The following is a 17,226-nucleotide window of genomic DNA, read 5'->3' on the forward strand; positions in this document are numbered from 1 at the left end:
GCACTGCCGCGTGTTCGCCGCGCGGATCGACGGCCGCGTGGTCGCATGGTCCATCGTCACCGTGAACGATACATGCGCCGTGCGCTATTACGCCGCGATGCGCGACTCGGCCATGCGCCTGCACGTCACCGACCGCCTCCTGTACGCGGAATGCTGCATGCTCGGCGGGCAGGGCGTCACCGACTACGACCTGATGGGCATCGGCTCCGATTTCGCTCCCTCGCTCAAAGGCCTGAACGAATTCAAAACCAAATTCACCGAGGAAACCACACCAGTCGCCCCAGCCCGCGACGTACCAGTGCGCAAATCGATGTATCGGGCTTTGGTGGTAGCTAAACATGTGCGCAACATCTGGCGCAGTATTGTCTCGTCATTGCAGCACCGCGAACACTGAGCGCAAGAATCGTTGTGACGAGGCTTGGTTGATGACATCTGATTGCGTTCGATGAACTGAAATAGTAACTCAAATAGGGGTAGGCTTATGAAACAAAGGGCATTACTCGGTCGAAATGAAACGAGTAGCGCCGGCCATCCAATGAAGGAGTATTTGCCATGAGTCGCTACCAGTCTGTTGTCGAACCGTTCGCGCTCGCCCATGTTCGTGTGATATCCGGTGACGAATCGGGAACTGTGCGCAATAACATGACTGTTCTGGTGAACGCGGCCGGCCGCATCGAGCAGGTGGCGCCCAGCATCGAGACCAGTATTCCTGAGGAATATCATTACTTGGATGGCACGGGTAAAACTGTGATGCCGGGCCTGATCAATGCGCATACACACCTGTTCGCACAGGGCAAGCCCCTGAATCCCAAACTGGCCACGCCCCAGGGCCAGCGGATGGTGGCCGGGCTGGTGCATTCGGCGCTGGGCAAGCCATATATGGCTTCGACAGTTGCACAGAATGCGAAAACCTTACTGGAATCCGGTGTTACCACTATCCGCACGCTTGGTGATGTGCGTTATGAAGTGGTGGAGTTGCGGGATAAGATTGCCGCCGGCGAGATTGCCGGGCCTAGAATCCTGGCATCTGGTCCGCTGCTGGCGATTCCGGAAGGGCATGGTGCGCCACTGATTGCGCTTACCAGCTCCACGCCAGAAGAAGCGCGAGAATGTGCATTGCGCAATATTGAGCATGGCGTCAATGCCATCAAGATTGCGGCCACTGGGGGAGTGACCGATGCCCAGAAGATTGGTGAGGCCGGCAGCCCTCAGATGAGCGTGGAACAGATGAGGGCCATCTGCGAGGTGGCGCATGACAACGGCATTATTGTGGGCGCTCATGCGCAAAGCACCGAGGGTGTGCGTCGTGCGCTTGAAGCCGGTGTGGATACCATCGAACATGGCAGTGTATTGAACGATGAGTTGATTGGCTTGTTCCGCCATAATCCGAATTCGCTGCGCGGCTATTCCGCTCTGGTACCAACGCTCTCCGCTGGACTTCCGCTGACGATGATTGACCAGAAGGTGACTGGTATCACGGATATCCAATTGGAGAATTCCAAGACCGTGGTTGAAGGCATGGTGACCGGTGCTCGTCAGGCGCATGAAGCGGGCCTCGTGGTGGGAGTTGGTACGGACACCGGTATGACGTTCGTGCCGCAGTATGCCACCTGGCGTGAGCTGGTGCTGTTGGTGCGGTTCGCTGGCTTCACGCCAGCCCAGGCAATTCATGCTGCCACGCAGGTGAACGCTCAGATGCTTGGTGTGGATGATGTGACCGGTTCGCTCGAAATCGGTAAGGCTGCCGATTTGCTGGTATTGAATATGAATCCATTGGAGGATTTGCACGCATTGGAGCGTCCGGCCTTGGTAGTGGCCGCCGGACGACCGGTGTTCAGACCTAATGTGGAACGATTCCAGCAAATCGACGAGCTGCTGGACCGTGTCTATGAGTAAAAGAATGAAGCGGACGCCGTTGTCCGATTATTCAGTTATGCCAGCTTCACGCTGACTGTTGAATTATCGAATCTTCAGTTGTGTGACCTGTTCGGTCCGGTGAGAAACGCCGCTATATGCGATCTCGGTAGCGTCTAAGCGCCGGTGATTCAGCGAGCGATCTTCTCGGAATCGTTGACGATGTCAGCGATGATCTGGCCGTTCTTCATGCCGGACTGAGACATGGAGTTGGCGCCGTAGAGAGCGAGGCCGCGCAGCATAGAATCCTTGAGAGACATGATTGTTTCCTTTCGTTAGTCAAAGCCGGTTGGCTTTGAGTTTTTGTGGTTTCGTTTGAAACCGGTTTCAGAATACCGCGGAAAGCGATGCTTGACAAGTTACCTGGTGGTCATCGGCGTTTCGCGCCATTTTCCGCCATTCTTACTCCCGCTTGAATCGAACCGGTTCGATATGTTCGACATGTTCGATGCCTGTGAACCTGCGTCGGATTGATGTTCGACTATGAGGGCGAATGCTGTTGCCGAATAGGTAACTCGTTTGTGCCGGCGTGTTTCTATGGTGGAAGTTAAGGACTTGTGTGCGGAAGGGGAGAACTATGGCAAGAAGCACAGGGCATTCACGCCCGGTTATCAAGGATGTGGCCAAGCTTGCCGGTGTCTCAGCTCCTACGGTGTCTCGATACCTTAATGGCACGGCGAAAATTGCCGAGGATAAACGCAAACGTATAGCCGAGGCCATCAAGGAGCTTGGTTATGAGCCAAGCATGGCCGCGCGTGCGTTGTCCAACCGTGAAATGGATTCGGTGGTGGTATTCGCCTCCAAGCCTGACGAATTCTCCACGTCCGCCACGAATCATGGCGTCGAGACTGCGGCACGCAAGCGCGGCTTCCTGCTCAATATTGTCTCGTTGGACGAGTCCGATATCGCTTCCGTTGAGGCTCGTGTGCGCATGGGGCTTGCGGTGAGACCCGCCGGTGTGCTCGTCTATGAGTATGGATGGGCCGGTGTTGAGGCGCTGAAGGTGATTCCGCAAGGCGTTCCAACTGTGGTGGTTGGCGGCGGATTCGGCGACGGTGATTATCAGGTTATCAACGCTGAACGTGATGGTGGCCGTTGGATGACTATGCGTTTGCTTGATTTGGGACACAAGATGGTGTTCCATGTGCAATGGAATCAGGAATCAGGCGACAATTCCCGTACCAATGGCTGGCGGGATGCACTTGAAGAACGTGGCCTCGATGTACCTGAGCCGATAGTGGTGCCTGTCGGTGATTTGCAAAAGGCGGTGGCGGCAGGTCGAAAACTGGGTCGCCACAAGGACGTTACAGCGGTTTTTGCCGCCACCGATGAGCTGGCCATCGCCGTCATGAAAGGCCTGCGTGAAGCTGGACGCAAGGTTCCGCAGGATGTCAGTGTGATCGGGTTCGATGACATGGCGTTCGATACTATGTGGGAGCCGCCGCTGACCAGCTATACGCAGAATTTCCACGAGATGGGGGAGCGGGCCTTCCGCATGGTGTTCGACCAAATTCAGGCGAAGCGGAAGGGAATTGAACCGCCGCCCGCCCAAGTTGAGATTGTGCAGGGCAGGCCCTGTCTGCGTGCCTCGGAATCGGCTCGTTAGCCGAGCTTCTTCAAGAGCGACTCCACATGGCCTTTTGCACGCACATTGTAGCGTGCTAGTTCAATCACACCTTGTGCGTTGATGGCGAACGTGGAACGAATAACGCCTACATGCGTCTTGCCGTAGAGTTTCTTTTCGCCATAGGCGGCATAAAGCTTATGCACGGTCAGATCGGGGTCGGATAGCAGTGGAAACGACAAATTGTCGCGTTCACGGAACTTCTGCAGCTTGGGCATTGGATCCTTGGAAACACCGAGCACTGTGTATCCGAGAGAGCCGAGACGAGCCATGTTATCGCGGAAATCGCAGGCTTCCGTGGTGCAGCCGGGCGTCATAGCCGCTGGATAGAAGTAGAGGATTACGCTCTTGCCTTGTGCGGTAAGCGAGGAAAGCGCGATTGTTGCTTCGCTGCCATCAGGATTGACCGCGGGCAACGTGAAGTCCGGTGCCTGAGTTTCCTCTTTCAGTCGTGTTGGCAGTTCGGTATCTGTTTGAACTTCAGTAGTGGTCATGTTACCCATCGTAATCACAATTGTCCCCGTTTAATCAGCGGTGTTCGCGGCTGCTGAAGTTCGTACATCCTTTTGGTTGTTTGGCTCGACGGGGAGATAAAGCGAACATGGCGGTTGAAGAAGTTCACAATCAGCCCGGTGATGGCCGCGGCGATGATCGTGCCGATGCCAAACGATTCAATGGCGAGCCCCCACAAGCATGGATGCCAAACGCTTCACTATATATGGCATGATTTATTCCTCCTATTGTTCGATATTGGCAATGACGCGACGCAGACCTGCACGTAAGGGTTACTGTTTCACCACAGCACGTCAATCGGTGCGGTGGTTTTATTGGTTTCGATGATGTGACAGATCTGCTCAGGGGTTTCCTTGCAACCGCGGCGAATCCACAGCCAGATGATTGAGGAGACGGCGGAGACGAGGATCTCCATCGCGTAATCGGCGGGAATACCGTTGTAATCATGCTTGGGCTCCTCGCCGAAACGCTTGGCCTGCGCTACAATCAGCTGCTTCAACACGTTTTTCAGTCGATCGTACAGCTGCATATCGGTGCCTGAACGGGAGATGGCGTTGAAGAAGGCATAGTCATTCTTGACGTAATGCAGCGCTTTGGCGATGGCTGCTTCTTTGAACGCATCACAAATCGCTTTGCCGTCGGTGGTGATGGTCTGCCCGTTTTCGTCCGAGTTCTCCACAAGAATCTGGGTCAGGTCGTCGATGGTGTCGTCGATGAGCTGCTGGCGAAGATCGAACTTATCGATGTAATGCATATAGAACGTGCCGCGATTGATGCCGGCCGCACGGGCGATGTCACTCACGGTCATGGCATCGAATCCCTTGGACTGCATCAGCGAGGTAAACGCCGCCTTGATTTTCGCCTCGGTTTTGGTATTGCGCTTACCTGCCATATCTGCCTCCGTTCAGTACATATGTGGTGCGGCTCCTCTCGGCTCCCCTTGTCGGGGGAGCTGTCGCCGTAGGCGACTGAGGGGTAGTCTCACGAGACGGTTGTGCCAGTCTCTTGTATATTGCTCTAGTCGTTGATTCTATCAACACGTTGTCTGATTAGTGTGCGAAATCGGCAATATTTCCGGAAGTGTTCAATTTAGACAGTTCGTCCAATTGTGGTTATTGACCGACTGTTCTTCGCGAAATTACGATGCAGGCAATAAATCAACACGTTGTTTAATCAAGGGAATCTTCATGGCATACATCGAAATGGTTCATAGCTTCAAGCGTTACCAAACCGGTAGCACCACCATCACCGCCAATAATGATGTCAGTTTCGGCATCGAACAAGGTGAATTGGCCATCATCCTTGGTGCATCCGGTGCCGGCAAATCCACCGTGCTCAACATTTTGGGCGGCATGGACACCAACTCCGAAGGGCAGGTGATCATCGACGGCAAAGACATCTCCAACTACAACGCCCATCAACTCACCGACTATCGCCGGTATGACATCGGCTTCGTCTTCCAGTTCTATAATCTCGTGGCCAATCTGACCGCCAAAGAGAACGTGGAGCTCGCCTCCGAAATCGTCAAAGATGCACAGGATCCGGTACAGACACTGATTGACGTCGGGCTCAAGGACCGTATCGACAATTTCCCCGCCCAACTTTCCGGCGGCGAGCAGCAGCGCGTGGCCATCGCCAGGGCAGTGGCAAAGAATCCCAAAATCCTTTTGTGCGACGAGCCGACCGGCGCGCTCGACTACAACACCGGCAAACAAGTGCTGCAGATTTTGCAGGACCAAAGTCGAAAGAAAGGTGCCACGGTGGTCATCGTGACCCATAATTCAGCCATCGCACCCATAGCGGACCGAGTCATTCACATGCACGATGCGCGCGTCAAATCCATTGAAATTAATGAGCATCCGATGGATATCAAGGATTTGGAGTGGTAAGCATGGCTGATTTCAACGATTTTCTGGTGACCGACGAAACCGATGCTCGACAGTCATCGGCTCGTCGCAGCCATAAACGAAGCACGACATCACGCACCGGAATGCTGCGCAAACACATGCTGTGGAAGGACATCTTCGCAACCCTCAACAAATCCAAGGGGCGTTTTCTTTCCATCGTGAGCCTGATGCTGCTCGGCTCGTTCGCGCTCGTCGGTCTGTTTGTCACTGGGCCGAACATGCGCATCACCGGTACCGATTACTACCGCGACAATCATCTGGCTGACGTCACTGTCATCAGCGACTACGGTCTGACCGATGAGGACGCGCGCATCATTCGCAATACCGCCGGCGTCAAATCCGCGGAATTTGGCTACTTCAAAGACGTGACCATCAAGAATAGCAACCACAGCCTGCGCGTCTACTCCAATCCGGAATCCATCTCCACGTTTGCCGTGGAAGAAGGTCGATTGCCGAGCAAAGCGAATGAAATTGCACTGGATCGTACCGAGCGAAGCAAGTACGCCATCGATAGCACCATCACCTTGAGCGAGCAACCGGATATCGCGGGGGACAAGGTTCTGAAGCGCAGCCGATACACGGTGGTCGGATTCGTGAATTCAACCGAAGGCCTATCGAATGTGAATCTCGGCCAATCCACGGCGGGCACCGGCGAACTCGACGGTTACGCAGTGGTGACAGATGCCGCTTTTGACTCCAAGGTGAAGATGATTGGCCGCGTGACCTTCAAGGACACACAGAACGTCGATTACTGGACCGGCGAATACCGCGATCTCGTGCAGGCGCATAAGGACACCTTGACCAAGCGTCTTGCCGACCAACCCAAGGCTCGTGAGGATTCCATCAAAGACGAACGTCGTAAGCAGATCGATAAGGCACAGTCCCAAGTCGATGCAGCCAAACAACAGTTGAGCGAGGCCCAGACACAGCTGAACGATGCCAAAGCTCAAATCGAATCGGGCAAAGACCAGCTGGCCGATGGCAGTGTTCAAGCCGTCGATCAAGCATCCTCTGCGCTGGCGGAACTATCCAGTGCAAGCGCGCAAATCGCCTCCGCTGGTTCCCAACTCACCGCGGCGCAAACCAAGTTGGCGGCAGGCGGGCAGCAGTTGAGCCAGGGACAAGGCCAGCTCGGTGTAGCGTGGCAGCAACTATCTGATGCCAAAGCACAATTGGACATGGCTCGTACAGCGTTGGATGCTTCCAAAACAGTGCTGGACAAAACCGGCGCGATACTGCAATCCTGGGCTGATACAGGACTGACCGGCAACGCATACGACAGCGTGAAAACCCAGTACGACAAGGCATTGCAGGCATACAATGATGCGGCAAAGCAATACAACAGCAAGCTCAGTGCATACAACGCCGCATTGCCGCAGTGGAACTCCAGTGCCTCGGCTCTCGAGCATGGTAGCGAGGAATATCAGCAGAACGCGGCAGCCATTGCCGATGCCGGCAATCAACTGGCCAACAAGCAGACCGAATTGGGCGCGGCCATATCCAGCGCTCCAGCCAGTGCATCATCGGGAGCCGGCCAGCTGATCGAAGGCAACCGGAGCATCGAAAAAGCGGAGGATGAATACAACCAGAAACTGCAGGAATTCAACGATGCCAAGCCTGCCGCCGAGAAGAACATCAAGCAGGCCGAGCATGATATCGCCCTGGCACGCGAAAAGGTGGATACGCTCGAAGTGCCCGCATATTCAATCGATGGCCGACGTGAAGGATTGACTTCAGAAGGCTACCGAGTCTACGAAATCATCGCGAACATCGTGGAAAAGTTGGCGATGATCTTCCCTGTGTTCCTGTACTTCGTGGCCGCTCTCGTGACCTTCACCACGATGGGCCGCATGGTGGATGAAGAGCGCACTAATTCCGGTACGTTGAAGGCCTTGGGCTATGGGAATCAGGACATCCTGAAGAAATTCATATTCTACGGGTTCACTGCCTCCACCATTGGCACGATCCTGGGCGTGCTGCTCGGCCACACCCTGCTGCCGATGATCGTCTACCATGCGTACAGCGACGGTTTTACCGTGCCGCGCATCGCGCTGGTGTTCCATCCAGTTGTGACAGTGGTGGCATTCCTGCTCGCATGGGTGAGCGCCGTGGTGCCTGCCGTGCTTGCCGCATACCGTGAACTTCGCGAGAAGCCGGCGGCCCTGTTGCTACCGAAGCCGCCGGCCAAAGGCTCGAAGATCTTCCTGGAGTGTATCAAGCCGCTATGGAATCGGCTGAACTTCACGCGCAAAGTCACCGCTCGAAATCTGTTCCGGTACAAGACCCGAGGGCTCATGACCATTTTCGGCGTGGCTGGAGCCGTAGCACTGCTGACCGCGGGACTTGGCGTACAGGCCTCCATCGGGCAGATCGGCGAGCGGCAGTTCGACGAGATCATCCACTACGACCTCATCGTGGCCGAACGCAGCGATAACAACGAGGAACAGAACAAGACGGTGGCCGACTCCATGAAAAGGGCTGCTGCGGAATCTTCCACGCCGATTCGCTACGAGGAACTCACCAAAACCGCTGGCAAGGAGCACGATAAGCAGAGCATTACCTTACTGGTTACTGATGATGCCTACAACTTCGGCGATTACCTGACATTGCGTTCGCGCGTTGGGCGTAAGTCGCAAGTGCTCACCGATCGCGGGGCAATCATTTCCGAACGCATGGCGGACATGCTGAACGCCAAAGTGGGGGATACCGTCACCGTAACCGATTTGAGCGGTGTGAACCGACATGTGCGTGTGGACGGTATTACCGAAATGTATATCGGCCATTTCATGGTGATGAGCTCTGGCGAATACGAGCACGTATTCCATAAGGATTACCAGTCGAATGCGTACATGGTGAAGCTCAAAGACAACAGCATCGAAAACGCCGAAAAGCAAGGTGCACGGTTCATGAAAGTGGATGGCGTGAGGTCAGTGGTGCAGAACACCACGATGAAGAATCAGGTAGCCACCATTGTGAACTCACTGAACCAGATCATGGAGGTGCTCATCTTGGTGGCGGCCTTGCTTGCCATTGTGATTCTTTACAACCTCACCAACCTGAACGTCTCCGAGCGAATCCGCGAGCTTTCGACCATCAAGGTGCTCGGCTTTCATTCGAACGAGACCACGATGTATATCTATCGCGAAACCATCGTGCTTTCGGCGCTGGGTATTGTGGGCGGCTACGCGTTCGGCGGATGGCTGCATCAGTACATCATCACTGAAGTGCCACCGGATGAAGTGATGTTCGATCCAGCGCTCGGCTGGGCCGCGTTCGTGGTGCCGCTGGTGCTGATTACGGTAGTGCTGGCGCTCCTGGGCGTGGTGGTCTACCGGCGTTTGCGCACGGTGGACATGCTCGCCGCACTGAAATCCGTGGAGTAGCGGTTAGGTTTATCGATATTCCCTTTGTATGTTCGCGCAACTGACGAGTAGTGCGCGAACATACAAAGGATTTTGCCTCTTGAAACGTTTGTAAGTTCGCGCAGGCTTCGTCATCGCGCGAACTTACAAACGTTTTTTGGCTTTTTCTTGTGGATATCTCGGTTTGAGCGCGAAGGTGAAGGGCATGACGCGGCCGGTTCTGTGAGTGTCCCAAAATTGCGTAAAATTGACTCTTGACTTTTTACGCAACTCGGTATATGGACAGCGAAACGTAAAAGACATAGTGCAACGCTACGCTGTCAACAGCAACTTAGAGAAGTGGCGCGTTGTTAGCGTGCCCATAAGTAATTGAGGTGATTTCGGTGACATTCAAAGCCCCGCTTGATCTCACGGTCCATGCTCCGGACGGCATGTACGACCCCTCCAACGAGCATGACGCCTGTGGTGTGGGTATGGTCACCACTCTGAACAAGCGCCCTGAACACAAGATCGTCAAGGACGCCATCGAGGTGCTGGTCAACCTCGATCACCGTGGTGCTGTGGGTGCCGAAGAGAATACAGGTGATGGCGCCGGCATTTTGATGAGCATGCCGGACGAGTTTATGCGTGCCACGGTTCCGGCCGAACTGCCGGAAGCCGGCCATTACGCCGCAGGCATCGCATTCCTCGACCGTGATATCGAAACTTCCGGCCAGCAGGAACAGGCCATCGCCAAGATTGTTCGCGAAGAAGGCCTCGAAGTCCTCGCATGGCGTGTGGTTCCCACCAACCCGGACGGTCTTGGCCTGCAAGCACTGGCCGCCATGCCGGGCTTCAAGACCTTGGTCATTGCATCCGAGGACGGTTCCTTGGGTGGTGTGGAGCTTGACCGCAAGACCTTCCGCATCCGCAAGCGTGTGGAGCATGAGGTGGGCGTCTACTTCGCATCCCTTTCCGCTCGTACTATTACGTACAAGGGCATGCTCACCACCATGCAGCTCACCCACTTCTTCCCGGATTTGGTTGATGAGCGCATGAAGGCTACCGTGGCCATCGTCCACTCCCGCTTCTCCACTAACACGTTCCCGAGCTGGCCGCTCGCTCAGCCGTTCCGCCTGCTGGCTCACAACGGCGAAATCAACACCATTCAGGGCAACCGCAACTGGCTGTCCGCCCGCGAAGGCCGTTTGAGCTCCGAACTGCTCGGTGAATTCAAGCCGCTGTTGCCAATCACTACTCCGGGTTACTCCGATTCTGGTACGTTCGATGAATGCCTCGAACTGCTGCACCTCGCTGGTCGCTCCCTGCCGCACGCCATCTGCATGATGTTGCCTCCGGCATGGGAGAAGAACAATGATCTCGACCCGGATGTGCGTGCTTTCTACGAGTACAACAACACACTGATCGAGCCGTGGGATGGTCCGGCAGACATCGTTTTCACCGATGGCACCCAGGTGGGCGCACTGCTTGACCGCAACGGTTTCCGCCCCGGTCGCTGGCAGCTTACCGATGACGGTTACATCGTGCTCGCATCCGAGGCCGGCGTGCTGCCGGAAACCGAGCAAGATCACATCGTGTCCAAGGGCCGTCTGGAGCCGGGCAAGATGTTCCTCGTGGATACTGCCGAAGGCCGGATCATTCCGGATGAGGAAATCAAGAAGAACCTCGCAGCCCAGCATCCGTACCGCAAGTGGGTGGAAGGCAACTCCGTGGAGCTCTCCGACCTGCCGAAGCGTGAGCATGTGAGCCACTCCGGTCAGTCCGTGCAGCGCCGTCAGCGTGCGTTCGGCTACACTGAGGAAGATTTGAAGCTGCTGCTCACCCCGATGGCCAACACCGGCAAGGAGCCACTCGGCTCTATGGGCAACGACACCCCGCTGCCGGCCCTTTCCAAGCGCAGCCGCATGCTGTTCGACTACTTCACCCAGAAGTTCGCACAGGTTACCAACCCGCCGCTGGACTGGGAGCGTGAGGAAATCGTTACCTCCCTTGAATCCGCCATCGGCCCAGAACCGAACCTGCTGGCCGATTCCGAGCTGCACGCCAAGAAGATTCTGATTCCGCTGCCTGTGGTCAACTCCGATGAGATGGCTCAGCTGAAGCGCCTCGACCGTGCCCGTATCCTGGGCGACTACTACCGTCCGTACGTGGTCAAGGGCCTGTATCAGGTAGCTGGCGGCGGCAAGGCCTTGGAAGAACGTTTGGATGAGATTTTCGCTGAAATCGATGAGGCCATCGAAAACGGCAAGAACTTCATCGTGCTTTCCGATCGTGACTCCAACCATACGTGGGGCCCGATTCCGTCCCTGCTGCTGACTGCAGCCGTGCAGCATCACCTGCTGCGTCGTCACACTCGTACCCAGATTTCTATGGCCGTCGAGGCCGGCGACGTGCGTGAAATCCACCATGTGGCACTGCTCATCGCTTACGGTGCAGCCTGCGTGAACCCGTATCTGGCCTTTGAATCCGTGGAGAATTTGGCCCGTACCGGCTACCTCAAGGTAGACGAGCGTACCGCCGTGAAGAACCTCACCAAGGCCCTTTCCACTGGTGTGCTCAAGATCATGTCCAAGATGGGTGTCTCCACCATCATGAGCTACCGTGGTGCGCAGTTGTTCGAAGCCGTGGGCCTGAGCCAGGAAGTCGTGGACGAATACTTCACTGGCACCACCTCCCGTGTGGGCGGCGTTGGCCTTGACGAAATCGCCGAGGAAGTGGCAATCCGCCACCGCGTGGCTTATCCGAACCAGTGGACCGCGGCACCGCACCGCAACCTCAGGACTGGCGGCGACTACAAGTGGCGTCGTACCGGCGAAGATCATTTGAACGATCCGGAAGCCATCTTCCTGCTGCAGCAGTCCACGCAGCGCGGCGACTACCAGATGTTCAAGAAGTACTCGCACCACATCAACGACACTTCGAACCGCATCATGACCCTGCGTGGCCTGATGAAGTTCAAGAACACCCGCAAGCCCATCGACATCTCCGAAGTTGAGCCGGCCAGCGAAATCGTCAAGCGCTTCTCCACCGGTGCCATGAGCTATGGTTCCATTTCCCAGGAAGCACACGAGACGCTCGCCATCGCCATGAACTCCATTGGCGCACGCTCCAACTCCGGTGAAGGTGGCGAATCCGAGGACCGTATCAACGATCCGCAGCGTTACAGCCGTATCAAGCAGATTGCATCCGCTCGTTTCGGTGTGACTTCTGATTACTTGGTGCACGCCACCGATCTGCAGATCAAGCTTGCCCAGGGTGCCAAGCCGGGTGAGGGCGGCCACCTGCCGGGTGCCAAGGTTCCGCCGTGGATTGCCCATGTGCGTCACGCCACCCCGGGCGTGGAACTCATCTCCCCGCCGCCGCACCACGACATTTACTCCATCGAAGATCTGAAGCAGCTGATCAACGATGCGAAGATGGCCAACCCGAAGGCTCGTATCCACGTCAAGCTAGTCTCTGAGTTCGGTGTGGGCACAATCGCGGCAGGCGTAGCCAAGTGCCATGCCGATGTTGTGCTGATTTCCGGCAACGACGGTGGTACGGGTGCAGCTCCGCTCAACGCCATCAAGCACGCCGGTACCCCTTGGGAGATTGGCCTGTCCGAAACTCAGCAGACGCTGATCTTGAACGGCCTGCGCTCCCGCATCGTTGTCCAGTGCGACGGCGAGCTCAAGACCGGCCGCGACGTGGTCATCGCAGCCCTGCTCGGTGCCGAGGAATTCGGTTTCGCCACCGCAGCCCTGATCGTTGAAGGCTGCGTCATGATGCGCGCATGCCAGAAGAACACCTGCCCGCAGGGCATCGCCACCCAAGATCCGGAGCTCCGCGCTCGTTTCCGCGGCAAGCCTGAGCATGTGGTCAACTTCTTCATGTTCATCGCTGAGGAAGTGCGCGAGATCTTGGCTGAGCTCGGCTTCAAGACCCTTGAAGAGGCCATCGGCCACGTTGAATGCCTCGACCAGAACGAAGCCATCAAGCGTTGGAAGTCTGATGGCATCGACCTGAGCAACGTTCTGAAGCAGGCAGGTCCGGTTCCGGGCACCATCCTGCACCAGACCATCGAGCAGAACCATGAGCTCGAAAAGGCTCTGGACAACGAGCTCATCAAGCTCGCCGAGCCGGCGCTCGAACGCAAGGAGCCCGTGCGCATCGAAATGCCGATTCGCAACGTCAACCGTACTGTCGGCACGATGGTAGGCTACGAGATCACCCGTCGCTACGGCGAGGAAGGTCTGCCAGACGACACCATCGACATGACCCTGCATGGCTCTGGCGGCCAGTCCATCGGCGCCTTCATTCCGCGTGGCGAGACCCTGCGCATCTACGGCGAAGTCAACGATTATGCCGGCAAGGGCCTCTCTGGTGGCCGCATGATCGTTCGTGCCGAGGAAGGCGTCACCTTCGACAAGCATGAGAACGTCATCGCCGGCAACGTCACCGGTTTCGGTGCCACCTCCGGTCAGATGTTCGTGGCAGGCCGTGCAGGCGAACGCTTCGCCGTGCGTAACTCCGGTGCCACGTTCGTGGTGGAAGGCGTGGGCGATCACGGCTGCGAATATATGACTGGCGGTACCGTGGTGGTGCTCGGCCCGACTGGACGCAACTTCGGTGCAGGCTTCTCCGGCGGCAACACTTACGTGCTTGATCTCGACATGAAGAAGGTCAACCCCGGTGCCATCAAGTCCGGTAGCCTCCTGTTCAAGTCGCTGAACGCCGAAACCGCCAAGCTGGTACACGACCTCGTTAAGCAGCACGCTGAAGAGACCGGCTCCCAGTTTGCGGCAGCTCTGCTCGAGGACTGGAATGAAACGGTTAAGCGTTTCACTCATGTGGTGCCGAAGCAGTACTTGGCTATGACCAAGGCTATGGAAGAAGCCAAGGCCAACAATATCGATTTCAATTCGCCCGGAGCCTGGGAAGAGGTTTACGAGCACGTCACGGAAGGAGTGCGCTGACATGGGCGACCCAAGAGGATTCCTGAAAGTCCGTACCCGCCGCGAGCTGGCTGAACGCCCCATCGAGGAACGTATCAAGGACTGGTTCGATGTGCACGCCGAATCTGGTCTGCAGCCGTGGACCCGCGAACAGGCCGCACGCTGCATGGATTGTGGCACCCCGTTCTGTATGACCGGCTGCCCGCTCGGCAATGTTATTCCTGAGTGGAATGATCTGGTCCGTCAGGGCAAGTGGGAGGATGCTTACAACCGTCTTTCCCAGACTTCCAACTTCCCGGAGTTCACTGGACGTATCTGCCCGGCACTGTGCGAGCAGGCTTGCGTGCTTGGCATTCACCAGCCGCCGACCATGATTAAGAACGATGAGGTCACCATCATCGATCAGGCATGGGAGCTCGGCTATGTCAAGCCTCTGCCGCCGCAGCGCCTGACCGATCAGACCGTGGCCGTAGTCGGCTCCGGTCCTGCAGGTCTCGCTGTGGCACAGCAGCTGACCCGCGCCGGCCACACTGTGGTCGTCTACGAAAAGGATGATGCACTTGGTGGCCTGATGCGTTACGGCATTCCGAACTTCAAGCTCGAAAAGGGTCTGATTGACCGCCGTATCGAGCAGATGGAAGCCGAAGGCACCCGATTCCGCACCAACGTGGAAATCGGCAAGGACATCTCTTGGGATGAGCTGCGCGATCGTTACGATGCTGTGGTTGTGGCTATCGGCTCTCGCGTGCCTCGTGATATGAAGATTCCAGGCCGTGAGCTTGATGGTATCCACTTTGCTCTCGATTTCCTGCCGGATGCCACTCGCCGCGTCTTTGGTGTTAAGCCCGTCAACGACATCACCGCAAAAGACAAGCATGTGGTGGTTATCGGCGGTGGTGATACCGGCTCCGACTGCCTTGGTACTTCCATCCGTCAGGGTGCCAAGTCCGTCACCGTGCTGCAGATCATGCCGAAGGAACCGACCTCCCGTCCGGATAATCAGCCGTGGCCTACCTTCGCTCGTCTCTACCAGAAGACCACGTCGATGGCTGAAGGCGGCGAATACCTGTACAACACCGATTCTGTGAACTTCGTCGGTTCTGAAGAGGAACAGTCCAAGGTCACCATTGAGAACTCCGCCACCGCGGAAGGTTTCGTGGCTGACGAGCATGGCCATGTGACCGGTTTGAAGATTGTGAACGTTGCCCCCGGCGAGAACGGTCCGTTCACTCGACAGCCCGGCACTGAGCGTATCATTCCGGCCGATTTGGTGCTCATCTCCGTGGGCTTCCTGCACCCGGACACCACCACACTGGTCGACCAGCTGCCGGTCGAGCTCGACAAGCGCGGCAACATCGCTCGAAACGACAACTTCGCCACCAGTCAGGATGGCGTGTTCGTCTGTGGTGATGCCGGCCGTGGCCAGAGCCTTGTGGTGTGGGCTATCGCGGAGGGCCGCTCTTGCGCCGCCGCTGTGGACGAGTACCTATCCAGCGAGAAGACCAGCGAGCTGCCGGCCCCAATCAAGGCGTCTGACCGTCCGATGATGCTGCCTCGCTGAAGGTTCTTAATGAATCACAGTCTGCGAAAATGATTAGCGGCTGTTTTGGTTTTTAGTACATGAGTACGGACCAAAACAGCCGCTAATCATTTATTCACTGGAAATGTTGTTTGAGATTGGACGTATTGACGTCGAAAATCGCCATTACGGTTAAAGGATAACTAATAGATCCTCCCTTTATCACAGCGGATACGTTACCTTTATAATTAACATCAAGTTCTTTTGAAGTTGGTTGTTCGAACCAACTTCTATTATGAGACCAGGCGCCTATTCCTATTCCTTTATCATATGAGGTGCCAAGCATTAACTTATTAGTGACAGCTCCGTTTAAAACACTAGCTCTAAAATCTTGACAGATCCATTTAATGCCGATTTGCATCAAAAAACTTGAAATGCATGCAGAATACGTTTGAGTTCCACGTAGGATTAATGGGCTATTAAATTTTCGTCCATAGTGTTATTTGTAGTGGTGTTATCAAGGTTATGTAAAAATATATCTGCCAATTGTGATGGATCAGTTCCGTTTTCTTGTATAAAAGTCTGAGTCAATTCAACGGTCACTGGGCCAATTTCTACAATTGATGGGTCATGCTGTGCTCTATTATTGAATTCTTTACTTACAATGGAACTTACAGCATTGTTGATTAATTCATTTGAAGTATAGTTATGTTCAGCATATGCTGGTGTTGAAAAACTGGCAAGTGAAGCTATTATTATGACGTACTTCCTATTGCTGATTGTAGCTTATTCATGGCATTATCCTTTACAGGGTTAGAATACTTATAGCAAAATAATAAAAATTAATGACAAAACAAATGAGTAGTGGTGTCCTTTTACTTTTTTGATATAGATTGAAACCTATTAAACCTGATGTAAATGATAATATGGAAATTAATATCCATATTATCATTTTTCTTATATTAAAAGTGACAGCAATAAAAGAGATTAGATTTCCCTGTTTGCTGGTGATGCAGGTAGAGCAAAGAAGAATTATGGTGATAATGTATACCATTCCTGATGCAAATGTATAATTAATTCCATTAAGATTCTTTTTGCTCATATGTGTCTCCTTTGACACTTTCGCTTGGATGAGCGATAAGTTAATTATAGCTCAATGGATAAATTAGATAGTAATGCGACGTGCCTCACGTTTTTTGAGCGCGTAGGGTGTGGTGGTGCCTCATCGGGAATGAGCGCGAACGGTATCGGTCCTGTTTGGCTTGTCTTATGGAAGACAGGATCAGCATGGCGACGAAGCGGCAGGTCACCCTGAGATTCAGGGATGAATACATGAAGGCGTCGAAGAAGGACAAGGGACGCATCCTCGATGAGATGTGCTCCGTGCTGGGAATCGGCAGGAGCACCGCGAGACGCAGACTCACGGAAGCCGGGCGCGGCAGGCCGTCGATGT

General features: G+C 55.2%; 12 protein-coding genes and 1 pseudogene. 9 read left to right on the plus strand and 4 right to left on the minus strand.

Annotated features, from left to right (window positions below):
- Both Tam1G_RS10855 and Tam1G_RS10860 read left to right on the plus strand, forming a co-directional pair.
- On the plus strand, nt 1-394 hold a 394-nt coding region (locus tag Tam1G_RS10855; protein WP_101626532.1), incomplete at its 5' end, for a GNAT family N-acetyltransferase.
- A gap of 158 nt (nt 395-552) precedes the next feature.
- The gene (locus tag Tam1G_RS10860) at nt 553-1,896 is read left to right on the plus strand and encodes a metal-dependent hydrolase family protein (RefSeq protein ID WP_101626533.1); all 1,344 of its coding nucleotides are present in this window, start codon (nt 553-555) and stop codon (nt 1,894-1,896) included.
- Nucleotides 1,897-2,045: 149 nt separating this feature from the next.
- On the opposite strand, the gene Tam1G_RS12035 is transcribed toward Tam1G_RS10860, so the two are convergent.
- Nucleotides 2,046-2,174 (minus strand): hypothetical protein, encoded by a 129-nt coding sequence (locus Tam1G_RS12035; protein ID WP_278251012.1) that lies wholly within the window; start codon nt 2,172-2,174, stop codon nt 2,046-2,048.
- A gap of 317 nt (nt 2,175-2,491) precedes the next feature.
- Between Tam1G_RS12035 and Tam1G_RS10865 the strand changes: the two genes are divergently transcribed.
- Nucleotides 2,492-3,520, plus strand: coding sequence for a LacI family DNA-binding transcriptional regulator (locus Tam1G_RS10865; RefSeq protein WP_101626534.1), 1,029 nt, complete (start codon nt 2,492-2,494; stop codon nt 3,518-3,520).
- On the opposite strand, the gene Tam1G_RS10870 is transcribed toward Tam1G_RS10865, so the two are convergent.
- On the minus strand, nt 3,517-4,041 hold the full coding sequence (locus tag Tam1G_RS10870) for a peroxiredoxin (protein WP_101626535.1): 525 nt from the start codon (nt 4,039-4,041) through the stop codon (nt 3,517-3,519). The two genes, Tam1G_RS10865 and Tam1G_RS10870, sit on opposite strands and share 4 nt — an antisense overlap.
- A 98-nt stretch (nt 4,042-4,139) precedes the next feature.
- Between Tam1G_RS10870 and Tam1G_RS12040 the strand changes: the two genes are divergently transcribed.
- The gene (locus tag Tam1G_RS12040) at nt 4,140-4,265 is read left to right on the plus strand and encodes a hypothetical protein (RefSeq protein WP_278251013.1); all 126 of its coding nucleotides are present in this window, start codon (nt 4,140-4,142) and stop codon (nt 4,263-4,265) included.
- Between the two features lie 66 nt (nt 4,266-4,331).
- On the opposite strand, the gene Tam1G_RS10875 is transcribed toward Tam1G_RS12040, so the two are convergent.
- A complete protein-coding gene (locus Tam1G_RS10875) occupies nt 4,332-4,943 on the minus strand; it encodes a TetR/AcrR family transcriptional regulator (RefSeq protein WP_101626536.1) in 612 nt (203 codons plus the stop codon).
- Between the two features lie 295 nt (nt 4,944-5,238).
- On the opposite strand from Tam1G_RS10875, the gene Tam1G_RS10880 reads away from it, so the two are divergent.
- The 4 genes from Tam1G_RS10880 to Tam1G_RS10895 all read left to right on the plus strand — a co-directional run bounded on the left by Tam1G_RS10880 (nt 5,239) and on the right by Tam1G_RS10895 (nt 15,815).
- Nucleotides 5,239-5,940, plus strand: a complete 702-nt coding sequence (locus tag Tam1G_RS10880) for an ABC transporter ATP-binding protein (protein WP_101626537.1) — start codon at nt 5,239-5,241, stop codon at nt 5,938-5,940.
- A 2-nt stretch (nt 5,941-5,942) separates the two neighbouring features.
- Nucleotides 5,943-9,341: an ABC transporter permease gene (locus tag Tam1G_RS10885; RefSeq protein WP_242689619.1), complete on the plus strand. Its 3,399-nt coding sequence runs from the start codon at nt 5,943-5,945 to the stop codon at nt 9,339-9,341.
- Between the two features lie 362 nt (nt 9,342-9,703).
- A complete protein-coding gene (gene gltB, locus Tam1G_RS10890) occupies nt 9,704-14,275 on the plus strand; it encodes a glutamate synthase large subunit (protein ID WP_101626538.1) in 4,572 nt (1,523 codons plus the stop codon).
- Between the two features lies 1 nt (nt 14,276).
- Nucleotides 14,277-15,815 carry a glutamate synthase subunit beta gene (locus Tam1G_RS10895; RefSeq protein ID WP_101626539.1) on the plus strand — a complete coding sequence of 513 codons (1,539 nt, stop codon included), beginning with the start codon at nt 14,277-14,279 and terminating at the stop codon, nt 15,813-15,815.
- Between the two features lie 94 nt (nt 15,816-15,909).
- Here Tam1G_RS10895 and Tam1G_RS11745 read toward each other — a convergent pair whose 3' ends face one another.
- Nucleotides 15,910-16,194: a hypothetical protein gene (locus Tam1G_RS11745; protein ID WP_165781997.1), complete on the minus strand. Its 285-nt coding sequence runs from the start codon at nt 16,192-16,194 to the stop codon at nt 15,910-15,912.
- Nucleotides 16,195-17,042: 848 nt separating this feature from the next.
- Here Tam1G_RS11745 and Tam1G_RS10900 point away from each other — a divergent pair.
- Nucleotides 17,043-17,226 (plus strand): annotated as a pseudogene (locus Tam1G_RS10900) (integrase catalytic domain-containing protein); the annotation flags it as partial.

The sequence above is a fragment of the Bifidobacterium imperatoris genome (assembly GCF_002860405.1).
GTDB classification, from domain to species: Bacteria; Actinomycetota; Actinomycetes; order Actinomycetales; family Bifidobacteriaceae; genus Bifidobacterium; species Bifidobacterium imperatoris.

Coding starts and splice junctions, on each gene's coding strand:
- Tam1G_RS10860 (WP_101626533.1), top strand. CDS start 553: ATGAGTCGCTACCAGTCTGTTGTCGAACCGTTCGCGCTCGCCCATGTT.
- Tam1G_RS12035 (WP_278251012.1), bottom strand. CDS start 2,174: ATGTCTCTCAAGGATTCTATGCTGCGCGGCCTCGCTCTCTACGGCGCC.
- Tam1G_RS10865 (WP_101626534.1), top strand. CDS start 2,492: ATGGCAAGAAGCACAGGGCATTCACGCCCGGTTATCAAGGATGTGGCC.
- Tam1G_RS10870 (WP_101626535.1), bottom strand. CDS start 4,041: ATGGGTAACATGACCACTACTGAAGTTCAAACAGATACCGAACTGCCA.
- Tam1G_RS12040 (WP_278251013.1), top strand. CDS start 4,140: ATGGCGGTTGAAGAAGTTCACAATCAGCCCGGTGATGGCCGCGGCGAT.
- Tam1G_RS10875 (WP_101626536.1), bottom strand. CDS start 4,943: ATGGCAGGTAAGCGCAATACCAAAACCGAGGCGAAAATCAAGGCGGCG.
- Tam1G_RS10880 (WP_101626537.1), top strand. CDS start 5,239: ATGGCATACATCGAAATGGTTCATAGCTTCAAGCGTTACCAAACCGGT.
- Tam1G_RS10885 (WP_242689619.1), top strand. CDS start 5,943: ATGGCTGATTTCAACGATTTTCTGGTGACCGACGAAACCGATGCTCGA.
- Tam1G_RS10895 (WP_101626539.1), top strand. CDS start 14,277: ATGGGCGACCCAAGAGGATTCCTGAAAGTCCGTACCCGCCGCGAGCTG.
- Tam1G_RS11745 (WP_165781997.1), bottom strand. CDS start 16,194: ATGCAAATCGGCATTAAATGGATCTGTCAAGATTTTAGAGCTAGTGTT.